Annotated in this window: 27 protein-coding genes; 10 read left to right on the top strand and 17 right to left on the bottom strand. The window is 69.4% G+C overall.

Going from position 1 to position 24,895, the window contains the following annotated elements:
* The first annotated feature begins 56 nt into the window (after nucleotides 1-56).
* Nucleotides 57-1,076, top strand: a complete 1,020-nt coding sequence (locus tag ACFOWB_RS23030; RefSeq protein WP_378149613.1) for a flagellar motor protein MotA — start codon at nucleotides 57-59, stop codon at nucleotides 1,074-1,076.
* A gap of 61 nt (nucleotides 1,077-1,137) precedes the next feature.
* Nucleotides 1,138-2,160: a peptidoglycan -binding protein gene (locus tag ACFOWB_RS23035; RefSeq protein WP_261404659.1), complete on the top strand. Its 1,023-nt coding sequence runs from the start codon at nucleotides 1,138-1,140 to the stop codon at nucleotides 2,158-2,160.
* Between the two features lie 10 nt (nucleotides 2,161-2,170).
* On the opposite strand, the gene ACFOWB_RS23040 is transcribed toward ACFOWB_RS23035, so the two are convergent.
* The 4 genes from ACFOWB_RS23040 to ACFOWB_RS23055 are packed head-to-tail and all read right to left on the bottom strand — an operon-like array spanning nucleotide 2,171 to nucleotide 4,974.
* Entirely contained in the window at nucleotides 2,171-2,428 is a 258-nt protein-coding gene (locus tag ACFOWB_RS23040; RefSeq protein WP_378149615.1) for a type II toxin-antitoxin system RelE/ParE family toxin, read from the bottom strand.
* A gap of 34 nt (nucleotides 2,429-2,462) precedes the next feature.
* Nucleotides 2,463-2,696, bottom strand: a complete 234-nt coding sequence (locus ACFOWB_RS23045) for a CopG family ribbon-helix-helix protein (RefSeq protein WP_261404661.1) — start codon at nucleotides 2,694-2,696, stop codon at nucleotides 2,463-2,465.
* Between the two features lie 36 nt (nucleotides 2,697-2,732).
* Nucleotides 2,733-3,152: a GNAT family N-acetyltransferase gene (locus ACFOWB_RS23050; RefSeq protein WP_261404662.1), complete on the bottom strand. Its 420-nt coding sequence runs from the start codon at nucleotides 3,150-3,152 to the stop codon at nucleotides 2,733-2,735.
* Between the two features lie 4 nt (nucleotides 3,153-3,156).
* The gene (locus ACFOWB_RS23055) at nucleotides 3,157-4,974 is read right to left on the bottom strand and encodes an ABC transporter transmembrane domain-containing protein (RefSeq protein WP_261404663.1); all 1,818 of its coding nucleotides are present in this window, start codon (nucleotides 4,972-4,974) and stop codon (nucleotides 3,157-3,159) included.
* Between the two features lie 218 nt (nucleotides 4,975-5,192).
* Here ACFOWB_RS23055 and rpmE point away from each other — a divergent pair, with 218 nt between their 5' ends.
* Together rpmE and ACFOWB_RS23065 are read left to right on the top strand one after the other, a co-directional pair.
* On the top strand, nucleotides 5,193-5,426 hold the full coding sequence (gene rpmE / locus ACFOWB_RS23060; RefSeq protein WP_261404664.1) for a 50S ribosomal protein L31: 234 nt from the start codon (nucleotides 5,193-5,195) through the stop codon (nucleotides 5,424-5,426).
* 78 nt (nucleotides 5,427-5,504) lie between these two features.
* Nucleotides 5,505-5,882, top strand: a complete 378-nt coding sequence (locus ACFOWB_RS23065) for a hypothetical protein (protein WP_378149619.1) — start codon at nucleotides 5,505-5,507, stop codon at nucleotides 5,880-5,882.
* A 115-nt stretch (nucleotides 5,883-5,997) separates the two neighbouring features.
* Here ACFOWB_RS23065 and rcdA read toward each other — a convergent pair whose 3' ends face one another.
* Together rcdA and ACFOWB_RS23075 are read right to left on the bottom strand one after the other, a co-directional pair.
* Complete coding sequence (gene rcdA / locus ACFOWB_RS23070; RefSeq protein ID WP_261404666.1) at nucleotides 5,998-6,525, bottom strand: protease adaptor protein RcdA; 528 nt, start codon at nucleotides 6,523-6,525, stop codon at nucleotides 5,998-6,000.
* 314 nt (nucleotides 6,526-6,839) lie between these two features.
* Nucleotides 6,840-7,040, bottom strand: coding sequence for a DUF1192 domain-containing protein (locus ACFOWB_RS23075; RefSeq protein ID WP_261404667.1), 201 nt, complete (start codon nucleotides 7,038-7,040; stop codon nucleotides 6,840-6,842).
* Nucleotides 7,041-7,263: 223 nt separating this feature from the next.
* Here ACFOWB_RS23075 and ACFOWB_RS23080 point away from each other — a divergent pair, with 223 nt between their 5' ends.
* Nucleotides 7,264-7,971, top strand: coding sequence for a DUF1013 domain-containing protein (locus ACFOWB_RS23080; RefSeq protein WP_378149622.1), 708 nt, complete (start codon nucleotides 7,264-7,266; stop codon nucleotides 7,969-7,971).
* Nucleotides 7,972-8,026: 55 nt separating this feature from the next.
* On the opposite strand, the gene ACFOWB_RS23085 is transcribed toward ACFOWB_RS23080, so the two are convergent.
* Complete coding sequence (locus ACFOWB_RS23085; protein WP_378149624.1) at nucleotides 8,027-9,919, bottom strand: propionyl-CoA synthetase; 1,893 nt, start codon at nucleotides 9,917-9,919, stop codon at nucleotides 8,027-8,029.
* A 910-nt stretch (nucleotides 9,920-10,829) separates the two neighbouring features.
* Here ACFOWB_RS23085 and ACFOWB_RS23090 point away from each other — a divergent pair.
* The 4 genes from ACFOWB_RS23090 to ACFOWB_RS23105 all read left to right on the top strand — a co-directional run bounded on the left by ACFOWB_RS23090 (nucleotide 10,830) and on the right by ACFOWB_RS23105 (nucleotide 14,854).
* Entirely contained in the window at nucleotides 10,830-11,693 is an 864-nt protein-coding gene (locus tag ACFOWB_RS23090) for a DUF1206 domain-containing protein (RefSeq protein WP_378149626.1), read from the top strand.
* 57 nt (nucleotides 11,694-11,750) lie between these two features.
* Nucleotides 11,751-13,289, top strand: a complete 1,539-nt coding sequence (gene amaB / locus ACFOWB_RS23095) for an L-piperidine-6-carboxylate dehydrogenase (protein ID WP_378149628.1) — start codon at nucleotides 11,751-11,753, stop codon at nucleotides 13,287-13,289.
* Nucleotides 13,290-13,439: 150 nt separating this feature from the next.
* Nucleotides 13,440-14,468, top strand: a complete 1,029-nt coding sequence (locus ACFOWB_RS23100; RefSeq protein WP_378149631.1) for a DNA/RNA non-specific endonuclease — start codon at nucleotides 13,440-13,442, stop codon at nucleotides 14,466-14,468.
* Nucleotides 14,469-14,482: 14 nt separating this feature from the next.
* Nucleotides 14,483-14,854, top strand: a complete 372-nt coding sequence (locus ACFOWB_RS23105) for a hypothetical protein (protein WP_261404669.1) — start codon at nucleotides 14,483-14,485, stop codon at nucleotides 14,852-14,854.
* A 6-nt stretch (nucleotides 14,855-14,860) separates the two neighbouring features.
* On the opposite strand, the gene ACFOWB_RS23110 is transcribed toward ACFOWB_RS23105, so the two are convergent.
* The 3 genes from ACFOWB_RS23110 to hemH all read right to left on the bottom strand — a co-directional run bounded on the left by ACFOWB_RS23110 (nucleotide 14,861) and on the right by hemH (nucleotide 17,481).
* Nucleotides 14,861-15,313 carry an NfeD family protein gene (locus ACFOWB_RS23110; RefSeq protein ID WP_378149633.1) on the bottom strand — a complete coding sequence of 151 codons (453 nt, stop codon included), beginning with the start codon at nucleotides 15,311-15,313 and terminating at the stop codon, nucleotides 14,861-14,863.
* A 37-nt stretch (nucleotides 15,314-15,350) separates the two neighbouring features.
* On the bottom strand, nucleotides 15,351-16,358 hold the full coding sequence (locus ACFOWB_RS23115; RefSeq protein ID WP_261404670.1) for an SPFH domain-containing protein: 1,008 nt from the start codon (nucleotides 16,356-16,358) through the stop codon (nucleotides 15,351-15,353).
* Nucleotides 16,359-16,422: 64 nt separating this feature from the next.
* Nucleotides 16,423-17,481, bottom strand: coding sequence for a ferrochelatase (hemH, locus tag ACFOWB_RS23120; RefSeq protein WP_378149635.1), 1,059 nt, complete (start codon nucleotides 17,479-17,481; stop codon nucleotides 16,423-16,425).
* A gap of 215 nt (nucleotides 17,482-17,696) precedes the next feature.
* Here hemH and ACFOWB_RS23125 point away from each other — a divergent pair, with 215 nt between their 5' ends.
* A complete protein-coding gene (locus ACFOWB_RS23125) occupies nucleotides 17,697-17,915 on the top strand; it encodes a hypothetical protein (protein WP_261404671.1) in 219 nt (72 codons plus the stop codon).
* A gap of 1 nt (nucleotide 17,916) precedes the next feature.
* On the opposite strand, the gene ACFOWB_RS23130 is transcribed toward ACFOWB_RS23125, so the two are convergent.
* From ACFOWB_RS23130 to ACFOWB_RS23160, 7 genes are all read right to left on the bottom strand, one after another.
* On the bottom strand, nucleotides 17,917-18,261 hold the full coding sequence (locus ACFOWB_RS23130; RefSeq protein WP_261404672.1) for an antibiotic biosynthesis monooxygenase family protein: 345 nt from the start codon (nucleotides 18,259-18,261) through the stop codon (nucleotides 17,917-17,919).
* A gap of 86 nt (nucleotides 18,262-18,347) precedes the next feature.
* Nucleotides 18,348-19,325: a nickel/cobalt transporter gene (locus ACFOWB_RS23135; protein ID WP_261404673.1), complete on the bottom strand. Its 978-nt coding sequence runs from the start codon at nucleotides 19,323-19,325 to the stop codon at nucleotides 18,348-18,350.
* Nucleotides 19,326-19,333: 8 nt separating this feature from the next.
* Nucleotides 19,334-20,005, bottom strand: a complete 672-nt coding sequence (locus tag ACFOWB_RS23140) for a DUF1007 family protein (RefSeq protein ID WP_261404674.1) — start codon at nucleotides 20,003-20,005, stop codon at nucleotides 19,334-19,336.
* Nucleotides 20,006-20,083: 78 nt separating this feature from the next.
* On the bottom strand, nucleotides 20,084-20,890 hold the full coding sequence (locus ACFOWB_RS23145) for an ABC transporter permease (RefSeq protein WP_261404675.1): 807 nt from the start codon (nucleotides 20,888-20,890) through the stop codon (nucleotides 20,084-20,086).
* Nucleotides 20,891-20,984: 94 nt separating this feature from the next.
* Nucleotides 20,985-22,313 carry a hypothetical protein gene (locus ACFOWB_RS23150; RefSeq protein WP_261404676.1) on the bottom strand — a complete coding sequence of 443 codons (1,329 nt, stop codon included), beginning with the start codon at nucleotides 22,311-22,313 and terminating at the stop codon, nucleotides 20,985-20,987.
* A 70-nt stretch (nucleotides 22,314-22,383) separates the two neighbouring features.
* A complete protein-coding gene (locus ACFOWB_RS23155; protein WP_261404677.1) occupies nucleotides 22,384-23,643 on the bottom strand; it encodes a hypothetical protein in 1,260 nt (419 codons plus the stop codon).
* Entirely contained in the window at nucleotides 23,640-24,743 is a 1,104-nt protein-coding gene (locus tag ACFOWB_RS23160) for a mitochondrial fission ELM1 family protein (RefSeq protein WP_261404678.1), read from the bottom strand. The genes ACFOWB_RS23155 and ACFOWB_RS23160 overlap by 4 nt, the downstream gene beginning before the upstream one ends.
* Between the last annotated feature and the right edge of the window lie 152 nt (nucleotides 24,744-24,895).

The raw sequence follows: 24,895 nt of genomic DNA on the forward strand, positions 1-24,895 counted from the left end.
TGCGCGCCCAAACCGTGTTCTATGGGCGGTGGTATCCTTGGGGCCGCCCGCGCACGATGTCCTTTTCCGACCTCGATCCCTACAAGCTGTCGTCGCCTCGGGTGTTCCTGCTGCGGATGGTGATCTTCCTCGCTCTGGCGGGGTTCGTCGCGCTCATCCTGAACCAGCAGATCTCCAAGGCGTTCCTCGCCAATCCCGGGCTGAACGGGCTGATCTTCGCCGTGCTCGTCATCGGCGTGCTGCTCACCTTCCGGCAGGTCATCCGCCTCTTCCCCGAGGTGCGCTGGGTCAACGACTTCCGCATGTCCGAGCCGGGGCTGGCGCTGCGCGAGCAGCCGAAGCTGCTCGCCCCGATGGCCTCGCTGCTCGGCGACCGGATCTCGAGCGGCGCCCCGATCGGCGCGCCGCTGATGCGCTCGATCCTCGACTCGATCGGCACCCGCCTCGACGAGGCGCGCGAGATCGGCCGCTACCTCACGGGCCTGCTCGTCTTCCTCGGCCTGCTCGGCACCTTCTGGGGCCTGCTCGAGACCGTCGGGTCGATCTCGGGCGTGATCTCCTCGCTCGGCGGCGGCGGCACGCAGGACACCGGCGTCCTGTTCGAGGAGCTGAAGTCCGGCCTCGCGGGGCCGCTCGCCGGCATGGGGACCTCGTTCTCGGCCTCGCTCTTCGGCCTCGCGGGCTCGCTGATCCTCGGCTTCCTCGACCTCCAGGCCGGCCAGGCGCAGAACCGCTTCCACAACGAGCTCGAGGACTGGCTCGCGGCCGCCGTTTCGGCCGCCGACGCGGACGCGCGCGACGCGACGGCGTTCGCGCCCGCCAAGTCCGCCGGGGCCTCGCCCGAGATCGCCGCGGCGCTCGAAAAGCTCAACAAGAGCCTCGCCGAGGGCGGCTCCTCCAAGGCTGCGAGCCAGGCGACCGCGCATCTCGCGGAAGGCATCCAGGGCCTCGTCAAGCACATGCGCTCCGAGCAGCAGATGATCCGCGACTGGGTGGAGGCGCAGTCGACCCAGCAGCAGGACATCAAGGCCCTGCTGGAGCGCCTCCTCGCCGAGCGCGAGAGGGCGGCGGAGTGAGACGCGGGAGCGACGGGCCTGCGTGCTTCGAGACGCCGATCTATGACCGGCGGCCGCTCCTATGGCGCTGAGCTCGCGCCGGCGCTACCGGCCGGTCGACTACTGGCCGGGCTTCGTCGACGCGCTGTCGACGCTGCTGCTCGTCATCATCTTCCTGCTCACCGTGTTCATGGTCGCGCAGTTCCTGCTCGGCCGGGAAGTGACGGGCAAGGACACCGCGCTCCAGCGCCTCAACGCCCAGATCGCCGAGCTCACCGAACTGCTCGCGCTTGAGCGCTCTGGCGCGCGCACCGCCAAGGACGACCTCTCCAGCATGCAGGCGAGCCTCGCGGCGATCGAGGCCGAGCGCGACCGGCTGAAGGCCGACGCGGCGAGCGGCGCCGACCGCGCGAAGACCGAAGGCGGCCGGGCGAACGAGCTTTCGGGCGCGCTCGACAAGGAGCGCGAGCTGTCGGCGCAGGCGCGCAGCCAGGTCGACCTGCTCAACCAGCAGATCTCGGCGCTCCGCCGCCAGATCGCCGCGCTCGAGGACGCGCTCAACGCCTCCGAAAGCCGCGACCGCGAGAGCCAGGCCAAGATCGCCGACCTCGGCTCGCGCTTGAACGTGGCGCTCGCCCAGCGGGTCCAGGAGCTCAACCGCTACCGCTCCGACTTCTTCGGGCGGCTGCGCCAGATCCTCGCCGATCGCCCGGGCGTGACGATCGTCGGCGACCGCTTCGTGTTCCAGTCCGAGCTCTTGTTCGACACCGGGCAGGCCGAACTCAGCGACGCCGCCAAGCCCGAGCTCGACAAGCTCGCGACGGCGCTTCTGGAGCTCACCAAGGACATTCCGCCGGACATCAACTGGGTGATGCGCGTCGACGGCCACACCGACGTGCGCCCGACGCGCGGCGCGTTCCCGTCGAACTGGGCGCTGTCGTCGGCGCGCGCGATCGCGGTGGTGCAGTATCTCGTCTCGAAGGGCGTGCCGCCGCAGCGCCTCGTCGCCGCAGGCTTCGGCGAGTTCCAGCCGCTCGACACCGCCGAGAACGAAGACGCCTACCGCAAGAACCGCAGGATCGAGCTGAAGCTCACGGAGCGGTAAGGCCGCGTCGTCAAATGCTTGGCGGCCATTCCCGCGCGCCGTGCTGCACGAAGAGCAGTTCGACACGCTCCTCCGTCACACGGTACGCCACGATGTAGGGCGCGCCCGAAACGACCAACTCGCGCGTGCCTGGAATTTCGCCGATACGGCCGACGAACGGATTTCGTGACAGCAGTCGCGCGGCCGAGCCGTCGATGTCATTGACGATGCGGAATGCAGCCCGCGGACTCTGCTCGGCGAGATAGTCTCCGATCGCCGCCAATTCCATCAGATATCGGCGTGTCCGGAAGACCCGCACCCGATCAGCGGGACGCGTGCCGGTTCAGGACTGCAGCAAGCTCCTCGTCGGACGCGAACGCCCCATCCTCGGCGTCCTTGAGCCCTGCCTCGACCCCCGAAATCCAGCGCTCCTGCCACGCCAACGAACGACCGTGGGAGAGCGCGTCTTCGATGATCTGCTCGCGCGTCAGCGAAGAGCGCTCCGACAAAGCGTCGATGCGCCGGCTGAGATCGTCTGGAAGCGCGTCTTTCTCCATGCGGACAGCCTCTCACGGCCGCGGCGATCGCGCCAGTCACAGCGCCTTCTTCAGGAAATATCGCGTCTCGCCCGGGGGCATGCCCGGAAGCGCGCCGAAGACCTCGTAGCCGCAGCGGACATAGACGTCGCGGTTCACCTGCCCGAAGCAATCGATCCAGGCGTTCGTCGCCCCGCGCTCCGCCGCCGCGCGTTCGGCCTCGGCCAGAAGCCGCGCGCCCAGCCCTCGCCCTCTTAGACCTTCGGGCACGAACAGCAGTTCGACATAGAGCCAGCCATAGGTCGTGCGCCCCCACAGGCCCCCGATGGTCTCGCCGGCCTCGTCGCGCAGCAGCACGGCGAGCGGGCGGATGTCGGACGGCCCGAACCGTTCGTCGTTGAAGGCCACCAGCCCGCGCAGGATGGCGGCGCGGTCATCGGGGGACGGATCGTCGACGAGAGCGACCTCGGCCGCCACCGCCCTACTCCGCCGCGGCCTCGGCCCGGCGGAGGTCGCCGGCGCCGAACTGGAGCTCGGCGAGACGCGCATAGAGCCCGCGGCGGGCCACGAGCTCGGCGTGGCTGCCCTGCTCGACGATGCGGCCGGCGTCCATCACCACGATGCGGTCGGCGGCGAGAACGGTCGCGAGGCGGTGGGCGATGACGACCGTGGCGCGACCCTGCCGCGTGGCGCCGAGCGCCTCCTGCACCAGCGTCTCGCTTTCCGCGTCGAGCGCGGAGGTGGCCTCGTCGAGCAGAAGGACGGGAGCGTCCTTCAACAGCGCGCGGGCGAGCGCCACGCGCTGGCGCTGGCCGCCCGACAGCGTCACGCCGCGCTCGCCGATCTGGGCGTCGTAGCCGCCCGGCAGGTCCGCCACAAAACGGTCGGCGCCGGCGAGCCGCGCCGCGGCCTCGACCTCGGCGTCGCTCGCCCCGGCGCGGCCGAGGCGGATGTTCTCGCGCAGGCTGGTGGCGAACACCACGGGATCCTGCGGCACGAGCGCGAGACGGTCGCGGACCTCTTCGAGCCGGGCCTCGCGCAGGTCCACGCCGTCGATCGTCACGCGGCCGGCGGCGGGGTCGTAGAAACGCAGCGCGAGATGGAACAGCGTCGACTTGCCCGCGCCCGACGGACCGACGATCGCCACGGTTTCGCCGGGCGCGACGCCGAGCGAGAATCCTTTGAGCGCAGGCGCCTCGGCGCCCGGATAGGAAAAGTCCACCGCCTCGAAGGCGAGCGCGCCGCGCGCAGGCGCCGGCAGCGGACGCGGGTTTTTCGGGTCGCGCACCTCGGGTTCGGTCGCGAGCAGCTCGCCGAGCCGCTCGGCGGAGCCTGCGGCTTGCGTGGCCTCGCCCCAGACGTTGGAGAGCTCGCCGATCGCGCCGGCGGCAAACACGGCGTAGAGCACGAACTGGCCGAGCGCGCCGGCCGACATCTGGCCTGCGAGCACCAGCGTCGCGCCGTACCACAGCACGCCGAGCACGCTGACGAAGACGAGGAAGATGCCGACGCCGGTCAAGAGCGCGCGCGCCGTGGTGGCGCTCTGGGCGGCGTAATAGGCGTCCTCGACGGCGAGCGAGAAGCGGTCGATGAGCCGCCGCTCGGCGTTGTAGGCCTGCACGCCCCGCATCGCGCCGATGGCCTCGCCTGCGACCGCGGAGGCGTCGGCGAGGCGGTCCTGCGCGGCGCGCGAGCGGCGGCGCACCGAGCGCCCGAAGGCCGCGAGCGGCAGCACGATGATCGGGATCGCGCCGAGCACCAGCGCGGAGAGCCACGGGCTCGTCACCACCATCATGACGGCGGCGCCCAGGAACAGGAACAGGTTACGCAGCGCCTGGCTCGCGGTCGCGCCGAACGCCGACTTGATCTGCGTGGTGTCGGCGGTGAGCCGCGAGATGATCTCGCCGGAGCGCTGGCGGTCGTAGAACGCAGGGGTGAGCCGCGTCAGGCGCTCGAACACTGCGGCGCGCACGTCCGACACCACACGCTCGCCGAGCGTCGTCACGAACCAGTAGCGGGCGGCCGACGCCACCGCGAGAACGGCCACCACCGCGAGCATCGCGCCGAAATACTGGTCCACCATGCCTGGATGGTCGGACGAGAAGCCGTGGTCGATCAGCCGCCGGACCGCCACGGGGATCGCAAGCGTCGCGCCGGCCGAGGCGACGAGCGCGACGAAGGCCCCGAGGATGCGACCCTTGTGCGCGGTCGCGAAGGGCATGATGGCGGCGAGCGGCTTCAGCGACCGCGAGGGGGCTGCGGGGTTTGCGGTCGTCTCTGCGGCCTTGCGGCGGGCCATTGCGGTCCCTTGCTTAAACACGTTCCAAAGGCGGGAGGGTTATGGAGCGGAGGGCGCGAGAAGCACAACCCCGACTTACGCGGCCGAAGGGCGCGGAAGCGCGGCCTCGCCCGGTTGTCGCTCGCCCGCGTTTGCGTTATAGGGGTGCCACCTCACGTCATTCTCGAAATGCTCGCGGGCGCCCTGAGCGGCCGCGCATCGCCGAACGGAACATCGCCATGAAGGCCGACATCCACCCGAACTACCACACGATCAAGGTCGTCATGACGGACGGCACCGAGTACGAGACCCGCTCCACCTGGGGCAAGGAGGGCGACACCCTCCAGCTCGACATCGACCCGAACACCCATCCGGCCTGGACCGGTGGCGCGGCGCAGCTGACCGACCGCGGCGGCCGTCTCTCGCGCTTCAACAAGAAGTTCGCGAACTTCGGCGTCGCCACCAAGACGTGACCCGCGGCGCCTCTTTCGCGCCCTTATGACCCCGGTCCTTGCGGCCGGGGTTTTGTTTTGTGCGGACGGTGAAGCGACGTGACGGCGCAGCGCATTCTTCTCGGCGTTCTGGCGGTGGCGGCGATCGCGCTCGGGGTCGCGATCTGGCGGTTCAACATGGCGGGCGAGGCCGGCGCGCCGCTTGCGGGCCAGACGCGCGCGGACTTCGTGCGCTCGGCCGTCGAGGCCTGCACGGCGCGCCAGAAGGCCGCGCCGGTCGATCCCGACGTGACGCCGGAGACGATCGGCAGGTTCTGCGACTGCTACGGCGAGACGCTGGCGCGACGCGTCACCACCGCAGACCTCGCGCGGCTCACCGGCCGGCCGGCGGCCGAGATCCAGGCGACGATGCGCGAGAAAACGCAGGACATCGACGCGGTGTGCCTCGCGCGGCTGGATGAGCCGGCTGGGCGGTAGCGCTACGCTGCTTGCTGATCGTGGAGCGCCAGAACCTCGGTCCGTCATCCTGGCCGAAAAGCCTGCATGACGCCTGCGCCAGTCAGCGCATGTCCTTGGGCCGTCCTGAGCCTGCTCAGCGACGTCCGCCGAAGGCCTGGCGCAGCAGCTCCATCTGGCCCTCGAGCGGGTTGCCGGAGCGGTCTTCCGGCGTCGCGCGGCCGTCGAGCTGGGCGTCGAGCACCTGCACGCGCTCCTGCAGCCGCGCGGTGCGGGTGACGAGGTCGCGAAGGCGCTCGGGCAGCCGGTCGAACACCTCGGGGGCGAGCGTGGAGGAGATCGGCGTCAGCTTCACCTTGCGCTTCTCGTCGAGCGCCTGGTCGGGCGACATCTCGCCTTCGTTGACGGCGCGCTGGACCAGCAGCCAGGAGGCGACCTGCATCAGCCGCGTGGTGAGCCGCATGCTTTCGGTCGCGTAGGCGATCGATTCGGGCCGTCCGAGCTTGCGCGATTCGGAGCGTCCGTCGCCGTCGAGATAGGCCGCGGTCTCCTCGACCAGCGCCATGCCCTCGCGGAACAGCGCCCCGAATCCGGCCGAGCCCACGAGCTTCGCGCCGAACGAGACCGTCGCGACCTTCTCCGAGCGTCCGAAACCATCCGTCATCCAACGCCTCTCCGACCGGGCCATAGCCTCGTGAGCGACATACATAGACGCCCCAGCATCGCATCAACCAAGGCGTCAGGGCAATCGGCGGACCAGAGCGCAGGTTTTCCCCAGGCGGCCCGGCGCGATGGTTAACGCAAAGCGTAAAAAAACGGCCGCACGAGGCGGCCGAGAAAGTCGATGACAGGGAGGCGTCAAACAGAGTGGACAGGAACCACTCGCAATCCAGAAACTGGACCGACTTCGGGTATAATCTGGAAAGGTTAACGCCAAGTTACCGCCATGGTGTCGCACAGCGAAAACACCTGCGAACCTCAGCGCTTGAAGAACAGGTCGGCGGCGTCGCGCTGCGCGGCCTTCGCGGTCGCGGCGGCCTCGATGCGCGCGATCTCCTCCTTCAGGAGCGCAACGCGGGCCTGAAGCTCGTCGACGGACAGCCGCGACAGATCCTCGCCCATCACATGTTCTGCCTTGCGCGCAGGCGGCGCGCCCGGTTCGTCGTCGAAAACCGCCATCGGCTCCTCCTCGCTTCCCGCCGCTCAAACCGTTCGCCGTCGTGCCGCGTCGGGACGGCGCGGGGCAAGCCGTCCGTCCCGCGGCGGGACAGGCGGCCGGATCCGCCTTCGCGTTGCGCCTTGGCGGCGAAAGGCCTATATCGGACGCCAACCCCAGTCATCGAGATATCGGTCAGGGCCCCGCCGCTTCCACCGGCGGCGGGAGCGAGAGGAGATTTGCACCATGTCGAACGCGCCGCTGATGCCGAAGGCGACCGCGGTCTGGCTCGTGGAGAACACCGCGCTGTCGTTCGCGCAGATCGCCGACTTCTGCAAGCTGCACGAGCTCGAGGTGAAGGCGGTGGCGGACGGCGACGCGGCGCAGGGCATCCGCGGCCTCGACCCGATCACCAACGGGCAGCTGACCCGCGAGGAGATCGAGAAGGGCCAGAAGAACCCGGACTACCGGCTCCAGCTCTCCGTCTCCAAGGTCCGCCTGCCCCCGATGAAGCCCCGCAAGGGCCCGCGCTACACGCCCGTCTCGCGCCGCCAGGACCGGCCGAACGCGATCCTCTGGCTGGTGCGCAACCATCCGGAGCTTCGCGACGCGCAGATCATGCGTCTCGTCGGCACCACCAAGACGACGCTCGCGGCCATCCGCGACCGCACGCACTGGAACTCGCAGAATCTGAGCCCGATGGATCCGGTGACGCTCGGCCTCTGCTCGCAGATCGACCTCGACTTCGAGACCGCCAAGGCGGCCAAGGAGAACCCGGACGCGGTGCTGCGCAAGGAGGCTCCGGAGCCCGAGGAGACCCTGCTGTCCGCCGAGGTCACGACCGCGCGCGACGGCGACGGCGAGCTCGACGTCCAGAGCGTCTTCGCCAAGCTCAAGCAGCTGAAGCGCGACGAGACCGAGGAAGACGACGAGGACGACTACCGCCGGCGCTGAGTCGATGGGACGAACGCGTCATCCCGGCCAGGCGAAACGGCGGCCGGGATGACGTCTATCCGAGACGCGCCTTCAGCGCCTCGCCGATCTCGTCGAGCGCGACCGGATCCTCGATGGTCGCGGGCATCGCCCACTCCTCGCCGTCGGCGATCTTCTGGATCGTGCCTCGCAGGATCTTGCCCGACCGGGTCTTCGGCAGCCGCTTCACCGCAAGCGCGGTCTTGAAGGCCGCCACCGGCCCGACCTTGTCGCGCACCCTGGCCACGATCTCGCGCTCGATGTCGGCGAGATCCCGCTCGACGCCGGCTTTCAGCACCACGAAGCCGACCGGCGCCTGGCCTTTCAGCGCGTCCGCCATGCCCACCACCGCGCATTCGGCGACGTCCGGGTGGCTGGCGATGGCCTCCTCCATGCTGCCGGTGGAGAGCCGGTGGCCCGCGACGTTGATGATGTCGTCGGTGCGGGACATGAAGAACACGTAGCCGTCCTCGTCTACGAAGCCGGCGTCCGCGGTGCGGTAATAGCCCGGGAAGGTCGTGAGATAGGCCTCGCGGAAGCGCTTCTCGTCATTCCAGAGCGTCGGCAGGCATCCCGGGGGCAGCGGCAGCCTCAGCACGATGTTGCCGAGCTTGCCAACCGGCGCCTCGGCGCCCTCGTCGTCCAGCACCTTCAGGTCGTAGCCCGGCATCGGCACGGTCGGCGAGCCGTGCTTGATCGGCAGCCTCTCCACCCCGATCGGGTTGCCGACGATCGCCCAGCCGGTCTCGGTCTGCCAGCAATTGTCGATCACCGGAACGCCGAGCTTCTCCTCCGCCCACTGGATCGTCGCCGGATCGGCGCGCTCGCCCGCGAGATAGAGCGCCCGGAAGCCGGAAAGGTCGTAGCCGGCGAGCAGCTTTGCGTCCGGATCCTCCTTGCGGATGGCGCGGAAGGCGGTCGGCGCTGTGAACAGCGCGACGACCTTGTGCTCCTCGATCACACGCCAGAACGCGCCGGCGTCGGGCGTGCCCACGGGCTTGCCCTCATAGAGCACCGTGGTCGCGCCGATGCTGAGCGGCGCATAGACGATGTAGGAGTGGCCGACGACCCAGCCGATGTCGGAGGCGCAGAAGAAGGTCTCGCCGGGCTCGGTTCCGTAGAGCCCGCCCATGCTCCAGGCGAGCGCGACCAGATAGCCGCCGCAGTCGCGCACCACGCCCTTGGGAACGCCGGTCGTGCCGGAGGTGTAAAGGATGTAGAGCGGGTCGGTCGCGGCCATGCGCGCGCATTCGCTGACCCTGCCGGAAGCCGCGTCGCGGAGCGCCTCCCAGTCGTGGTCGCGGCCCTCCGTCATCTCGGCGGCGAGCTCCGGACGCTGGAGCAGGATGACGCTTTCGGGCGCATGCGCCGACAGCCGGATGGCCTCGTCCAGGAGCGGCTTGTACGCGACCTTGCGGGTCGGTTCGACACCGCAGGAGGCGGTGAGAATCACCTTGGGCTTGGCGTCGTCGATGCGCTTGGCGAGCTCGCCGGCCGAAAATCCGCCGAACACCACGGAGTGGATCGCGCCGAGCCGCGCGCAGGCCAGCATCCCGACGACGGCCTCGGGGACCATCGGCATATAGATGATGACGCGGTCGCCCTTGCCGACGCCGAAGTCTTCGAGCACGGCGCCGAAGCGCGAGACCTGTTCGGTGAGATCCCCATAGCTGTAGGTGCGCTTCACGCCGGTGACGGGGCTGTCATAGATCAGCGCCGTCTGTTCGCCGCGGCCGCCCGCCACGTGACGGTCGAGCAGGTTGTGGCAGACGTTGAGGATCCCGTCCGGGAACCAGCGGCCATAGACGCCAAGCGATGGATCGAAGGCTTTGCTGGGTTTCTCGATCCAGTCGATCGCTTCCGCGGCCTCGAGCCAGAACCCATCCGGATCGGCGAGCGAGCGGGCGTGGAGATCGGCGTAGGACGTCATCGGGGCTCCCGGAGCGGACGGTTCTGGGCGTCTCTTCGTTCGCTCGGGATTTTAGCGGTAGGCTGCCACTCGCGCCATGTCTCTGCAGAGCGAACGGGCCTAGGGTTCCTCCGCGTAGAGCCTAAACCCATGACAAAGGCGGCGTGACAATGTTTTTCCCGTCCGAGATATTCGAACACTGAAAGAGCTATCACGACCAAATAGATGGGAGGCCACAGTCATTACGAATGCCGAAATCATCGACAGAATCCTTGCGGTGATCGACCGGTACCGCCAAGGTCAAGGTTCGCTTTCACATATCGAGTCGGCGCTTGATATTTACGAACCACTCCTTGAAAACGTTGACTACCACAAGCGGTCTGAGCTCCGCAGATACATGCCCAGAATATATATAGAAGACCTCACTCCGATTGAGGAAGAACAATTGGGGTGGAAATCCAGCCAAAACGCGCTTGATGCGCTCGTAGAAGCCTTGAAAGCCTTTAGAACGTAGCAAAAAAGACGGAGGGGCCGCGGCCCTCCCGGGCGGCGACCCCTCCCATTGCAGATCGCGGCTATCGATGAACCGTCGACCCGTCCTGATCGGTGAAGATCAGGCGAGACCCCCGCACCGGGAGATCCAGGTCGCAGCCCTCATCGAGCGCTGATCGTGACAATGAGACACTGGATCACCTCCTTTCATAGGCCCGTCCACGTCGGGCGGTTGATGCTTTGGCTTCGCCGACCTGCCGGTCGTGTCGCCGCGCGGCTCGTGGCAGCGCAACGGCGACAGCGGGCCGACAGATGAAAACATGGGTCGCATCGCGCTGCGTCGCAACCTTCGCGCTCGGGCGCAGCGAAATTGTCCACACGCGAAACGCTTTCGCGGCTTGCAAAATCTCTTCGGCTTGAAGGCGCCCGCGCGCGCCCGATGATCTCTCTGATGCGCGCGCTCGCCGACCTCAGCCTCGAACATGTCGCCCGCGGCGGGCTCGCGGCGCGGGGCCTCGTCTACATGATGGTGGGCGGGCTCGCGGTGCTGGCCGCGATCGGCTCGGGCGGCGGCGTCGGAGGCGGCGGCAGCGCGCTGCGCTGGCTGCTCGGCCAGCCGCTCGGCGTCTTGCCGCTGGCGCTCATCGGCGTCGGGCTGGCGTGCTTCTCGGGCTGGCGTCTCGTCAGCGCCGCGCTCGACCCCGACCGCCACGGCGCCTCGCCCAAGGGATTGGGGACGCGGGCCGTTCACGCCCTGTCGGGAATCGTGAACGGCGGCCTCGCGCTGACGGCCTTCGGCCTTGCGGCGGGCGCGGGATCGGGCGGCGGCGACGACGCCGCGGCGCAGGATTGGACCGCCTGGCTCCTGACCCAGCCGTTCGGGCGATGGCTCGTCGCGGCGGTCGGCGTCGGAGTGATCGGCGCCGGCGCGTTCCATCTCTGGAAGGCGTGGCGCGGCGACATGCTGAAACGCCTCTCGGTCCCGGCCGACAAGCGCAAGGCGGCACTCGCGCTCGGCCGTCTCGGCTATGCGGCCCGCGGCGTGGTGTTCGGCGTCATCGGCGCCTTCCTCGTCGTCGCCGCGCTCCACAGCGACTCCGACGAGGCCAAGGGTCTCGGCGGCGCGCTGGAGACGTTGCGCGAACAGCCCTTCGGCTGGGCGCTGCTCGCCTTCGTGGCCGCGGGGCTTGCGGCCTTCGGCGCCTTCGGCCTGGCGCAGGCCCGCTGGCGGCGCATCGAGGCGCCCGATCTTTCCGGGGCGAAGTCAGCGATCGACGCGCTCGCGCGGAAGGCGGGGGCTTAGCGGGCCGACGCCCGCCCCGGCATCGCAACCGTTCGCCCGCCTGCTATGCTCGCCGCCATGCGCCTCCCCTCCCCCTCCCCCGCCGACGACGCCCGTCTCCTGCTTGACGCCCTCGGGGTTTCCGATGACCGGCTTCACGGCGGCCTTTTCGCCCGCTCGCCAATTGACGGCGCGGAGATCGCGCGCGTCGCCGAAACCTCCCCCGCAGACGTCGCCTTGATGATCGAGGCGGCGCACTCGGCCTTCCTCGATTGGCGCTCCGTCCCGGCGCCTCGCCGCGGCGAGCTCGTGCGGCTGTTCGGCGAGGAGCTGCGCGCCGCCAAGGACGCGCTCGGGCGCCTCGTGACCATCGAGGCCGGCAAGGTGCTCTCCGAAGGCCTCGGCGAGGTCCAGGAGATGATCGACGTCTGCGACTTCGCGGTCGGTCTCTCGCGTCAGCTGCACGGGCTCGACATCGCCAGCGAGCGCCCGGACCACCGCATGGCCGAGCTCTGGCGGCCGCTCGGCGTGGTCGGGATCATTTCGGCGTTCAACTTCCCAGTCGCGGTCTGGGCCTGGAACGCGGCGCTGGCGCTCGTCTGCGGAAACCCGGTGGTCTGGAAGCCGTCGGAAAAGACGCCGCTCACCGCGCTCGCGGCCCAGGCCCTGTTCGAGCGGGCCGTCGCGCGCTTCCGGAACGCCGGCGGAAAGGCGCCCGACGGGCTGTCGCAGGTCGCGCCCGGCGGCGCGGACGTCGGCGAGGCGCTGGTCGACAGCCCGCTCGTCGCCCTGGTGTCCGCCACCGGCTCCACCGCCATGGGCCGGCGGGTCGCGCCGCGCCTCGCCGCCCGCTTCGCCCGCGCGCTGCTGGAGCTCGGCGGCAACAACGCCGCGATCGTGCGCCCCTCGGCCGACCTCGAGCTGACCCTTCGCGCCGTCGCCTTCTCGGCCATGGGAACCGCTGGCCAGCGCTGCACGACGTTGCGCCGCCTCATCGTCCATGACGACGTCTATGACGCGCTGATCCCACGGCTGAAACAGGCGTTCGCGAACGCCGCGGTCGGCGATCCGCGACGCGACGGCGTGCTGGTCGGCCCGCTGATCGACGCTCGAGCCTGCGACGCCATGATGGCGGCGCTCGACGCCGCCCGCGCGCTGGGCGCAAGGGTTTCTGGCGGGGAGGCGGTCGACGTCCCGGGACTCGACGGCGGCGTCTATGTCCGCCCGGCGCTGGTCGAGATGCCGGCGCAGCGGGGCCCGATGCTCGCCGAGACCTTCGCGCCGATCCTCTATGTGGCGCGCGAATCCGATCTCGGCGCCGCGATCGGGCTGAACAACGCCGTCGCGCAGGGGCTGTCGTCCTCGATCTTCACCAACGACCTTCGCGAGGCCGAGGCCTTCGCGTCGGCCCGCGGCTCCGACTGCGGGATCGCCAACGTCAACATCGGCCCCTCGGGCGCCGAGATCGGCGGCGCGTTCGGCGGCGAGAAGGAGACCGGCGGCGGCCGGGAGTCCGGCTCCGACAGCTGGAAGGCCTATATGCGCCGCGTCACGCAAACCGTGAATTACGGGGCGGACCTGCCGCTCTCCCAAGGCGTGAAATTCGATCTTTCCTGAGTGACGCGAAGAGTTTCCGGCCGTCTTGCGCCGGCAAAACTTTCTCTCGCCATCTTGCCGGCAAGATATATTTCGCCTCAATTGTCATCTGATCATTAAATCTTCGCCCTACCCCTTCGGATCTCGACGAGGGACCTGAGGGAGCGAAGCATGGGCCTCAATCTCAATCCGCTCGACATGGCGAAAGGCGCGGCCGACGCCGTCGGCGACGTCGCCTCGGGCGGCGCGGACGCGTTCGGCGAGGCGCTCAACGCCGCGCGGACGGCAGCGGCCGGGATGTCGGCCGCCGACATCGGCCATCTCGTCCTCGACGGCGCCGGCATGGTTCCGGTGGTGGGCGAGGTCGCGGATCTCGCCAACGGCGCCTGGTGTGCGGCCGAAGGCGATTGGGCGAACGCCGCGCTGTCGGCCGGCGCCGCCATTCCGTTTGCGGGCAACGTCGCCACCGGCGCCAAATGGGTGAAGCGCGGCGTGGACGTCGCCGACACGCTTTCGGACGGCGCGAGGGCCGCCGACAAGGCCGCGGACGGGGCCAAGCTCGCCAAGGCCGCGAACGACGGAAAGATCCCCGGAGACGGGAAGGTTCCCGGAGACGGCAAGGCGCCGGGATACGGCAAGATCCCGGCCGACGCCAAAATCTCGGCCGACGCCAGGACCTCGAAGGTCGCGCCGAACGCCACGGTCAGCCGCACCGAAGGCAAGAACGAGTTTACCTGGACCACAGACTCGGAAGGCCGCTTCGCCTCCGGCGAGGCCAGGCTCAAGGAGGACTTCGGCGGCGGCAAGCGGCCGAAGTCGGAGACCGACGCCCAGAAGGACGCCGCCGCCAAGGGCAAGGACGGCGATCAGGGCGGGCACATGTTCGCCTACCGCTTCACCAAGGGCCAGGGCGAGATCAACCTCGTGCCCCAGGACGCCAACCTCAATGTCGGCGCCTGGAAGAAGATGGAGAACGAGTTCGCCGACTGGGTGAACAACGGCAAGGAGGTCAATGTCGAGGTCGTGGCCAAGCGCTCGTCCGGCGACCGGCCCGACACGTTCCGCGCGAGCTACGAGGTGACCGATCCTTCGAGCGGCAAGGTCATCTACGAGAACTCCAAGCGCTTCGAAAACGCGCCCGGCGAGACGTTTGACCGGGTGTCATCGAAGGATATTAAGAACTGGGGCGACGCGGGATGACGACGGGAGAGCTCGTGACCAAGGACGACCGCATCGTCGAGATCGCCAAGGGCCTCGGCGCCATGCCGCGGCTTGATCCCGCCTGGCGTTCGCTCGCCATGGTGTTCACCTTCGACGGCAAATATCCGTCGAATTTCGGCTACTGCTTCACGGGCGACGGCGCGGACGACTGGAAGCCGGTGTCGAACCGCGAGGATGAGCTCGACGACGAGGTGACGGGCCTGCGCGAGACGCTCGCGGAAGAGACCGGCTCGGCCTTCTCGCAGGTACTGTTTCGCCTCGAGCGCGAGACCGGCAGAATCGCCTTCGACTTCGCCTATGAGGGCAAGCGCTGGGAGGTGACGCCGCGCAACGTCGCCGAGGTGATCGCGGCGATCCGGCCCTAAAGGGCTTCAGAGCTCCGGCGCGACCGAAAGGTTCGCGCCGTCGGCGGCCGTGACCTTCACGCGCGTACCCGAGGGCATGTCGGGGCCCTGCACGCGCCAGATCGTGTCGTCGATGCGGATGCGGCCCTCGCCGTTGAGGATCGGCGCTTCGAGCGTAAAGACGCGGCCGACATGGCGCTCGGCCCGGCGGTTCAGCATCGGTCGATCGGTCGAGGCGGCGTTGTCGGGACGGCCGAGGAACCACCAGCCGACCGCCGCCGCGAGCCCGAGCATGGCGAAGCCCACGACCTCGATCTGCCAGCCCGGATCGAACAGAAGCGCAAGTCCACCCACCACGATCGCCGCCATGCCGAGCCAGAGCAGCAGCGTGCCCGGCGCGATGAGCTCGAGGGCGAGCAGCACGAGGCCGAGCACGACCCACCGCCAGGCGCCGAGCGCGATCACGAAGCTCTCGATCATGGAAGGCTCCTGACGAGCCGATCGGAACTGCGCGTCATCAGGCCCCTCCGCCGGGAGGCGTCTGCTGGCCGGTGAAGACCACGCCGCCGCTCGGCGGAACGCTCGTCGTCCGCGGAGCGGTGGAGCGGGCTGCCGGCGTCGCGGCCGCGGCGCCGCCGAAGGAGTCGCGCGCGATCTCCGCGACGCCCGCAAGCGAGCCCAGCAGCGCCGTCGCCTCGTAGGGCAGCACCATGGTCTTCTGGTTGGGCGAGGTCGCCATCGCCTTGAGCGCCTCGACGTATTTCTGCGCGATGAAGTAGTTGAGCGCCGCCATGTCGCCGCGCGAGACCGCCTCGCTCACCATCGTGGTCGCGCTCGCCTCGGCCTGCGCGGAGCGCTCGCGCGCCTCGGCGTCGCGATAGGCGGCCTCCTTGCGGCCTTCGGCCTCCAGGATCTGCGCCTGCTTGGCGCCTTCGGCGACGAGGATCGACGCGCGCTTCTCGCGCTCGGCCTTCATCTGCCGGCCCATCGCGGTGACGATGTCGGAGGGCGGGGTGATGTCCTTGATCTCGATGCGCGTGACCTTGACGCCCCAGGGCGAGGCCGCGGCGTCCACCACATGGAGCAGGCGCGAGTTGATCTCGTCACGCTGGCTCAGCATGTGGTCGAGGTCCATGGAGCCCAGAACCGAGCGGATGTTGGTCATGGTGAGCGCGAGGATGGCGCGTTCGAGGTTCGTCACCTCGTAGGACGCCTGGGCCGCGTCGATCACCTGGAAGAACGCCACGCCGTCGACCTGCACGATGGCGTTGTCCTTGGAGATCACGTCCTGCCGCGGGATCTCGAGCACCTGCTCCATCATGTTCATCTTCCGCCCGATCTGGTCGATGAACGGCACGATGAGGGTGAGGCCCGGATGCAGCGTGCGGGTGTATTTCTGGAAGCGCTCGACCGTGTAGTTATAGCCTTGCGGCACGGTCTTCACGCCGGCGAAGATCACGAAGATGACCAGCGCCGCGACGACCAGCGCCGCGATGTCGAAGCCAGAAAGATCGCCCGAAAACATGTCGCCCCCTACCGCGCGTTGACGCGCATTGGGCCCGACCGGGCGGCGGAAGGCAACCGCCGCGTCAGACCCAGCCCATCAGTTCGCGCCGCGCGACGTGCTCGATCACGCGCATGCCCTCGACGCTGTCGTTGAGGCAGGGGATCGCCGCGAACTTCTCGCCGCCGTTGTGATGGAAGATCTCTGCGTTCTCGCCCGCGATCTCCTCGAGCGTCTCCAGACAGTCGGCGGTGAAGCCCGGCATGCAGATCGCGAGGCGCTTCACGCCCTGCTTCGCCAGCGCCTCGACGGTCTTGTCGGTGTAGGGCTGGAGCCACTCCTCCGGCCCGAAACGCGACTGGAAGGTGATGCGGAACCGCTCCTCGTCGAGCCCGAGCGCCTCGCGCATCAACCGCGCGGTCTTCTGGCACTCGCAATGATAGGGGTCGCCCTTGGCGAGATAGGACTGCGGCACGCCGTGGAACGAGGCCAGGATCACCTCAGGCTCGAAGTCGAGCTTCGCAAGCTCGCCCCTGAGCGAGGTCGTCAGCGCCTCGATGTAGACCGGATCGTCGGCCCAGGCCGGCGCGACGCGCAGCGCCGGCTGCCAGCGCATCGTCTTCAGCGCGTCGAAGGCCTTGTCGCAGACCGTCGCCGAGGTCGCGGCGGCGTATTGCGGGTAGAGCGGGACCAGCAGAATGCGGTCGCAGCCCTGCGCCTGCAGCGCCTCGATCCGCGAGGCGATCGACGGATTGCCGTAGCGCATGGCCCAGTCGACCACGACGGTCGGGGCCTTGTCGGCGAGGCAGGCGGCGAGCTTCTCGGACTGGCTGCGCGTGATGGTCCTGAGCGGGCTCTCGTCCCGCTCCTTGTTCCAGATCGACGCGTAGTCCTTGCCCTTGCGGCCCGGCCGCGTCGACAGGATCACGAGATTGAGCAGCGGCCACCAGATGAGGCGCGGCGTCTCGATGACCCTGCGGTCTGAAAGAAACTCCTTCAGATAGCGGCGCATCGACCAGTAGTCGATGCCGTCGGGCGTGCCGAGATTGACCAGCAGCACGCCGACGCGCCCGCTGCGGACTTGCGGGTGGCCGGCCGGAAGGCGGGAGGCCTCGACGTCCGCCGGTGAGAAAGGCGCGTTCATATGCTCAGGCTGCGCTCCGCTGTCGTCGGACCGCCTAGATAGAGAGGCGACGCGGCGAAGTCATCCCGCGACGCCCTCGGCCGACGCGGCCGGCCGGCGACGCCATGGCTTAACGTTTTGGAAATAAGTTAACGCGGCCTTAACTTTTCGATCCGAGTCTCCACCCGTGGAGGTTACGCGGAGCCGGACTCTCAACCCCATGGTGGACGGTCTCGATGCCCTACTACCGCGTCTACCACGTCAACGAGGCGGACCGCGTCCGCTCCGTCGACGACGCCGAGTGCCGGGACGATCGCGAAGCGATCGCGTTCGCGCGCGAACGACTGAAGGGCATGCCGGTGGAGCTGTGGAACCTCGCCCGCCGGGTGGCCCGGCTGGACGCGCAGGGCGTCGAGCGGGCGTTCCAGGGCGCTCCCGAAGGGCTGGCGCGCTGAGCTATCCGTGGAGCGCGACCGCGTCCTCCGGGGCCTCGCCGCGCTCGAACATGCCGTAGTCGCGGACGACGCTCGCGACCCTCAGCCGATAGTCCGCGAACACCCCGCCGCGCCCTGCCTTCTGCATCGTCTGGTGCCGGCCGTGTTTGCGCCAGTTCAGCAGCGCCGCCTCGTCGCGCCAGAACGACAGCGACACGAACTTGCCCGGCTGCGTCACGCTCTCGAACCGCTCGACCGAGATGAAGCCGTCCGCCTGTTCGACGTCGGCCTTGAGCTGCATCGCCATCGAGAAGTAGTCCGCCGCGCGGCCCTCCGCCGGCTCGACCTCGAAGATGACGGCGATCATGGCGCAGCTCCCGTGTCTGGAACGATTCTTGTTCCGTCCATGGTCGGGCGCGGCGCGCAAAATGCAAGGCCGGCTCCTGGCTGCGGTCAGCCAGCGCAACCCGTCCCAGACGCCAGCAATCCTGCGAGAAGCAGCGCGCCGAGCCCGACGATGAGCGCCGCGGCCAGAGCCTCGAGCCCGGCGACGACCGCGGACCCGATCCCCGGACGCGCCGAGGCGATGCGCAAGGCTGTCGCCTTGGCGCCGACGGCGAGCGCCGCGATCGCCGCGACGGTCGCGGCGGTGCCGATCGCCATCGCGAAGGTCGCGGCGACGCCGGCCCAGAAGATCCCCTGCCCGAGCGCGAACACCAGCGTCACGATCGCGCCGGTGCAGGGCCGAAGTCCGATCGCGAGCACCGCGCCGCCGGCCTGGCGCCAGTCGATGCGCCCCTCGGCGATCTGCGGATCGACGCCATGGCCGTGGGCGCAGTCCGGTCCGTGGACATGGGCCGGCTCGCCGCGCAGCACGCGCAGGAAACCTCCGCCCTTGCGCCAGAGCAGCATGAGCCCAACGACGAGCACCGCGGCGTAGCTTCCGGCCTCCAGCCACCATGTCGCGCCGGCCATCGCCATGCTGGTGGCTTTGAGCGCGATCGCGAACAGGCCGACAAGCGCGATCGCCGCGACCGCCTGCGCGAGAGCAGCCACCGCCGACAGCGCGACGCCGCGTCGGAACCCGTCGCCGGTCGCGACCAGATAGGACGAGATCACCGCCTTGCCGTGGCCCGGCCCCGCGGCGTGAAAGACGCCATAGGCGACCGACAGCCCGCAGAGCAGCCAGAGTCCCGACCAGTCCTGCTTCACCGCCCGGATCGCCCCGGAAAGCTGAAGGTAGAAGCCGGACTGAAACGCCGAGATCCAGCCGAGCAGACCGCCCGCGCCGCAGGACGGCGGCGCGTCCGGCCGCCCGACGCCGAACGGCCCCGCCGGCGCGAGCTGCGCGACGGCGTCCGCGCCGAGCCAGAGCGTCGCGGCGACGGCGCACAGAACGAAAAAGATTCGAGGCGTCGCTCGCCGGTTCACGCGCAAGCTCACTTGCAGGCGACGAGCAGCGTGTTCGAGAATTGCGCGCCGAAATTCGCGCCGGGCGACAGCCCTGAGAAGAACGACTCCGAAAGCCGCTTCTGCTGGCCGGCGTCCGGCTCCGGCGGCCGCTCCAGCTCCACGCCGCAGCCGGCGGGCGCCTGCACCAGTCTGGCCGGATCGTCCTTGGCGAACTCGAACGCGACGAAATAGGTCGGATCATAGACCTCGACGCGGAAGGGCGCGCCCCTTTCCGCCGCGCCGTCCTTCACCGGCAAGGTGAAGTTCAGCACCAGCCGCCCGTCGGGCAACCGGTCGAGCCAGTAGTCGCGCGGCTTGTCGAACGTCACGCGCTTGTCCCCGACCTTGCCGAAGGTGAAGAACTTGAACTCGTCGAGCGACGTCACGTTGATCTCGGCGAGCGGCGCGAGCTCTTCGCGCGAATACTGGCCGTCGCCGTTGGCGTCGAGGCCCTGAACGGCCATCGAGGAGAACATGTCGTCGAAGGTCCAGGCGTGCCGCACCGCGGCCATCCGCCCGTCGGAGCCGTAGACGATCTCGCTTTTCGCCGTGACGAACACGTGGGGATGGGCGGACGCCGGCGACGCCGCCAGACATGCGGCGAGCGCGCCGCAGATCAGCGAGGCGCGACGTCTCGGGGCAGCGGGCCGGACGGACATGATGTCACCTGCTGGAAAACACGCGACGCTTGTCGCGAGCGATCGCGGCCGAAACGGGGCGGGAGGCCGGCGTTCCAATCACACTTCCTGAGCGTCCTCGTAGACTTCCTGGCGCCCAGCGTGACGGCGGAAGATGCGCTCTCCGGTGAGCCCGATCAGCAGACAGCAGATCGTCACCACGAAGGCGTAGCTGAGATCGAGCGACCGGCACTCGTAGCCCGCGTAGAACCCCATCCGGATCCACTCGATGAAATGAACGAGAGGGTTCCACAGCACGATCTGCTTTGTGGCGAGCGGCATGCGGTCCACGACGAAGGCGAAGCCGGACGTAAAAAACATCACCATGTAGAACATGCCGATGAAGTGCTGGAGCCCGGGCGCGAGAATGAGAACGACACCGACCGTAAGTCCAAAAGCAATGCCAAAGGCCGTGATCGCCAAAAACGCGATCACGAAATGGAGGATATCTCCGGGCACCGCATGGAAGCCAAAGACCTGAAGAATGAACAAGGCGATGATCATCACGACGAAGCCCGTGATCGCCTCGAGAACTCCGTTGGCGTAGCATAGATCAAGACGCAGCAATCCAGGAAGCCGCGCCGACCGCCCCGAGTTCATGACTGAGGATACGCCTTGGGCGATCATCCGCCACATGCGCGCAGGGATGACGCCGACAGCGAAGAAGACCTCGTAGCTGTCGCCGACCGGCGGCAGCTGGTCGCCGTTGTGCCGGATCGCCATCTTGAGCACGAACACCCAGGCGAGCGGCTCCACGATCGCCCAGACATAGCCGGCGCGCGAGCCGATGTAGCGCGCGCGCATGCGGCTCACGAGCAGCGCGACGATCGAGCGGGCCTGAAGCTTGGCCGAGGCGCTGAGGTTCATGTCGCACTCGCTGGTGACGCGGACATTCGCTTCGTCGGCGCGACGCTAGCGCGGCGCGCGCCCGAAGTCGACGAGGCTGGAAGGGCGCGCCCGCTCAGGCCGCGGCTGCGACGCTCGGCGCGCCGCCATGGACCTGGATGCTTGAAAGCCCCGAGCCGTCGGCGGTGAGCAGCGTCCAGCGCAGGCCCGGATTGCGGTTCGCCGCGAGCTCCATCTGGAGGCGCCACCATTCCGGCGGAAGCGGCGCCGCGCCGCCCGTCATGCGGGCCGCGTCGATCGCCACGGCGACGTAGACGAAGCGGCGCGCGGCGCCAAACAGTTCGTCGAGCGCCCAGGGAACGTCCTCCTCGGGCACGCCCGAAAGCGCGTCGATCGCCGCGACGCCGTCGAAGGAGCCAGAGACCGGCTTGGCGAAAAGCGCGCCCGCGGGGCGCGCCGACGTTTCGGCGCCCCGGAAGCTGCGCGCCGCCCCGTCGGGCGCGACGGCGGAATAGTCCAGAACGGTCTTGGCGCCGGTCCCGGCGATGAGCTTTGCGACCTCCGACTGATGCCGCCGTTCCGACCCGGCGGCCGCCGGCGCGCCGTTCGACGCCCGCGCGATGGCGGCGGCGAAACCGGAGCCGGGACGCTCGCGCGTGAAGCTGTTGAACCGCGCCGCGTCCGCCTCGCGCTCCAGCGCATACCAGACCTCGCCATCGGGGTGCGGCTCGTAACGCAACTGGTCGCGGAACGGCTGCCACGGCTGCGTGCGCAAGGTGGTGAAGTGGAAGCACTTCGAGCGATCGGCCGTGAACTCGTTGTCGCGGGAGTTCCATTCGGGGCCCATCAGCCCCAGAAGTCCGCGGCCGTTCATGATCTCGAGGAAGAAGTCGCGCTTCATGCCGCCCTGGGCGTCCTGAACGCGCCAGTGCGGGGCCATTCTAGGCGCGTCGATCAGCGCCACCGAGGTCTCGCCGGGCTCGATGCACAGAACCGAGGCGTCCCCCATGTCGAGGTCGAAGAGTTCGGACGGGTCGGCGAGATAGATCTGGTCGACGTCGTTGTAGATGCCGCGCCCCTTCGAATGGGCGAGCGCGGGAATCGCGAAACGATAGTTGGTGAAGCCCGTCGTCCAGCCGGTGCGGTCGAAGCCGATGAGATCCTTCATGAGGTGGATCTCATAGGCGCGCGCGGGATCGCGATGCTTGCGCACCGACCACACGAAGACGCGCTCGGCGCGGGCCTGAAGCGGCTCGGTTCCGAGGAAGATGCGGACCGGCGGCTTGTCCGAGGGCGTGACGCCGGGCTCGGGATCGAGACGGACCACCTCGGGCGCGCTGCGATGGCCGGCCGGACGCACCCGATCTTTGCGGAACCAGTATTTCGGATGCCGATGGTACCACCGGGTCTTGAACTTCTTGCGTGTGTCAGCAGGCTTGCCCACGGCGTCCACGCTCTACTTTAGAGCGCCTCTCGTTTGTCTATGGCGTCGCGCCCGGCGCGGCGCGCGGACCCTACGCCGCGTCGTCGCCGGAGGGCAAGCGGCCCAGGCGTCCGCCCCGCGCCTCGAAGGCGGCCCGCAGCGTGTCGCCGACGATTACGAGCTCGCCCGCATAGCTCTCGAGACGCTGCAGCAGGAACTCTCGCTCGGTCTCCGCGTCATGGGCGGGCGCGAAGGCGTTCGGCGTCGCGGCGTCTCCGGGATAGGCCCCGTCGGGATGGCTGTACATGTCGATGCCGGCGACGATGAGGCGTTTCGGCGCAAGCGCCACCGACACCGCCAGCATCGCCGCGCCGTTGGTCGGACGGAACGCGCCCCAGTCGTAGTCGACGAGCGCCGGCGCGATCAGATCGGCGCGCGCGAACGCCGAGCGCCCGCGGCGGGGGTCGAAGGCGCGGGTGCGCATCAGCCGCACCTCCGAGGCGTGCGAGCGCACGCCGAAGACGGCTCCCTCGGTCGCGACCATCACAGACTGCCGCGCCGTGAACACCATGTCGGGCTTGGTGAAGTGGCTGCGCCCCGCCCATTTGCGGTTCACGCGGAAGAGCACGTCATAGGCCATGGTCCGCAGGATCGGATCCTCGGAGGACGGCCCGGTGCCGAGGCAGAACACCGTTTCGGGACGGCCGAGTTCGGCGAACAGCTCCTGCGGCGTGACGAGCCGCTTCAGCCGCCAGTCCACAAGCGCCCGCGATTTCGCCCCCGTGGCGGCCGCAAGCGCCAGCGCCGAGGGCGTAAAGCGGCGACGGTCGGTCGCCCGCAGCAGCTTGTGGTCGCGCGCGATCGCCTTGCCGAGTTCGGCCACGGCTTCGTCCATGGAGCCGCGCGACAGGTCGAGCTTCAGCAGCGCCTCCCCGGCGATGTCCGGCTTCGCCGCGGCGGCGCCGGGGCTCGTCCGGAGCGACACGAGCGCGAGGCCGTATCCCAGCACGCCCGACAGGGTCGCGGCCGGCACGTCGACGTCGTCGAGCGCGATCACGCAGCGCATGCGCGTGGCGGCGAGGAAGCGGCGGACGAGAAGCCCGAAGGCCGGCGGCGCGTCGCGCACGACGTAGCGCGGGAAGCGACGCGTTAGCGCCTCCGCGGCGGCCTTCGGCCCGGTGACATAGATCTTGAGCCGCGGCTGCGCGACGAGCGCAGCCTCGATCAGCGGGGCGGCCGCCTCGAACGCTTCGGCCGAGCCTCCCAGCACCCAGACGCCGTAGTCGCGCACGAAGGGCTTCGGCGCCGCGTCGGCGCGCGAAGGCAGCAATTTGCTCAGGAGCCCGGTCACGCGGCTTTCTCCGAAACGGGCGTCGCGAACAGCGCCTCGGTGCGCTCGCGAACGAGACTGTCCTCCTCGCGCGGAGCCGGCGGGTCAAGATTGAGCCGGCCGTCGAAGACGCGGCCCCAGCCGCGCGACACGATCACCGCGTGGAGGTCGGCGAGCGATCGGCGCGGCGAGACCCAGCCGTCGCGCATGGCGCGCGCGCAGACCCTCGCCACGGGACCGGACCCTTGCGCGGCGGCGGCGATCCGGTCGCGCAGGCGCTGTTTCCAGCCCGCCGGCTTTTCGCGCAGCGGAACGATGGTGAGCGGCTTTCCGGCCGCCGCCGCCTCGGCGAGCATCGATTCGCTCTCTCCGGTGACGACCAGCAGGTCGGCGAAAGCGAGCAGCGCCGCCACCGGATCGGGGCCGCCGCCGGGACGCCATTCGCGGATGTCAGCCGTGGGCGCGTTTCGGCGCATCTCGGCGATCGCGGAAGGTGGCGTGCGGCGGCTGGTCACCATCGCGAGCGAAGCCCCCGCGGCGGTCGCGGCTGCGGCGAGTTCCTGCGCCATGCGCCCGGCGAATGCGTCGGAGAACAGATGCCGGCCCGTCGGTCCGCCGACGAGCGCCACAGCGCGCGGATGCGGCAGACCGTCCAGCGGATCGGGGCCCGTCGCCGCGGCGGCGAGCGCGGCGGCGTCGATCTTGGTCGGCGGCAGCGAGAGTTCGAGCAGCGTCGGGTCCGGCGCCTGGCGGAAGTAGGAGCAGCGGATCGTCAGGTCGGCGAAGCCGCCGGGCGCGCGCCGCCCGACCAGAACCACCTTGGCGCGGCCCCCGCTCCGCTCCTTCACATAGCGGGCGATGGGCGCGACGCGGCGGCCGGCGCCCATCACGAGATCCGGCCAGGGCGGCGCGATCGACGCCTGCGAGACATCGTCCAGCGTCTCGAGCGTCGCGCCGAGGCGCGGCGTCGCGCGCTTGGCCTTTTCGTTGAACGCGAGGCGCTTCTCCTCGAACGGCCGGCCGAGCGCGCGCGCAGCGCCGATCGCCTGGCTGCGGTTGCCGGGCCGGTCGTCGGTCAGGAGCCAGACGGTGGGTCCGGCGGCGCCCTCGGGCTCGCTCATGGCAGATGGGTTCTGGATCGCGCGACGCTTAAAATCCGCGCGTTCATGGGCGCTTTGAAGGCCGTCCGTCAACGTCGCCGAGGGCGCTGAGCGGCCGCACATCGCGCGACGCGCCGCCCAGCCTTGCGCCCGTGCGCTTGAGGCGGCGTCCG

Origin of the sequence: Chenggangzhangella methanolivorans (genome assembly GCF_042648545.1) — a bacterium.
Lineage (GTDB): Bacteria > Pseudomonadota > Alphaproteobacteria > Rhizobiales > Methylopilaceae > Methylopila > Methylopila methanolivorans.

What these genes read in the sequence shown, in the direction of transcription:
- ACFOWB_RS23030 (WP_378149613.1), top strand. Translation starts at nt 57, where the DNA reads ATGTCCTTTTCCGACCTCGATCCCTACAAGCTGTCGTCGCCTCGGGTG.
- ACFOWB_RS23035 (WP_261404659.1), top strand. Translation starts at nt 1,138, where the DNA reads ATGGCGCTGAGCTCGCGCCGGCGCTACCGGCCGGTCGACTACTGGCCG.
- ACFOWB_RS23040 (WP_378149615.1), bottom strand. Translation starts at nt 2,428, where the DNA reads ATGGAATTGGCGGCGATCGGAGACTATCTCGCCGAGCAGAGTCCGCGG.
- ACFOWB_RS23045 (WP_261404661.1), bottom strand. Translation starts at nt 2,696, where the DNA reads ATGGAGAAAGACGCGCTTCCAGACGATCTCAGCCGGCGCATCGACGCT.
- ACFOWB_RS23055 (WP_261404663.1), bottom strand. Translation starts at nt 4,974, where the DNA reads ATGGCCCGCCGCAAGGCCGCAGAGACGACCGCAAACCCCGCAGCCCCC.
- rpmE (WP_261404664.1), top strand. Translation starts at nt 5,193, where the DNA reads ATGAAGGCCGACATCCACCCGAACTACCACACGATCAAGGTCGTCATG.
- rcdA (WP_261404666.1), bottom strand. Translation starts at nt 6,525, where the DNA reads ATGACGGATGGTTTCGGACGCTCGGAGAAGGTCGCGACGGTCTCGTTC.
- ACFOWB_RS23075 (WP_261404667.1), bottom strand. Translation starts at nt 7,040, where the DNA reads ATGGCGGTTTTCGACGACGAACCGGGCGCGCCGCCTGCGCGCAAGGCA.
- ACFOWB_RS23080 (WP_378149622.1), top strand. Translation starts at nt 7,264, where the DNA reads ATGTCGAACGCGCCGCTGATGCCGAAGGCGACCGCGGTCTGGCTCGTG.
- ACFOWB_RS23085 (WP_378149624.1), bottom strand. Translation starts at nt 9,919, where the DNA reads ATGACGTCCTACGCCGATCTCCACGCCCGCTCGCTCGCCGATCCGGAT.
- ACFOWB_RS23090 (WP_378149626.1), top strand. Translation starts at nt 10,830, where the DNA reads ATGATCTCTCTGATGCGCGCGCTCGCCGACCTCAGCCTCGAACATGTC.
- amaB (WP_378149628.1), top strand. Translation starts at nt 11,751, where the DNA reads ATGCGCCTCCCCTCCCCCTCCCCCGCCGACGACGCCCGTCTCCTGCTT.
- ACFOWB_RS23100 (WP_378149631.1), top strand. Translation starts at nt 13,440, where the DNA reads ATGGGCCTCAATCTCAATCCGCTCGACATGGCGAAAGGCGCGGCCGAC.
- ACFOWB_RS23110 (WP_378149633.1), bottom strand. Translation starts at nt 15,313, where the DNA reads ATGATCGAGAGCTTCGTGATCGCGCTCGGCGCCTGGCGGTGGGTCGTG.
- ACFOWB_RS23115 (WP_261404670.1), bottom strand. Translation starts at nt 16,358, where the DNA reads ATGTTTTCGGGCGATCTTTCTGGCTTCGACATCGCGGCGCTGGTCGTC.
- hemH (WP_378149635.1), bottom strand. Translation starts at nt 17,481, where the DNA reads ATGAACGCGCCTTTCTCACCGGCGGACGTCGAGGCCTCCCGCCTTCCG.
- ACFOWB_RS23125 (WP_261404671.1), top strand. Translation starts at nt 17,697, where the DNA reads ATGCCCTACTACCGCGTCTACCACGTCAACGAGGCGGACCGCGTCCGC.
- ACFOWB_RS23130 (WP_261404672.1), bottom strand. Translation starts at nt 18,261, where the DNA reads ATGATCGCCGTCATCTTCGAGGTCGAGCCGGCGGAGGGCCGCGCGGCG.
- ACFOWB_RS23140 (WP_261404674.1), bottom strand. Translation starts at nt 20,005, where the DNA reads ATGTCCGTCCGGCCCGCTGCCCCGAGACGTCGCGCCTCGCTGATCTGC.
- ACFOWB_RS23145 (WP_261404675.1), bottom strand. Translation starts at nt 20,890, where the DNA reads ATGAACCTCAGCGCCTCGGCCAAGCTTCAGGCCCGCTCGATCGTCGCG.
- ACFOWB_RS23160 (WP_261404678.1), bottom strand. Translation starts at nt 24,743, where the DNA reads ATGAGCGAGCCCGAGGGCGCCGCCGGACCCACCGTCTGGCTCCTGACC.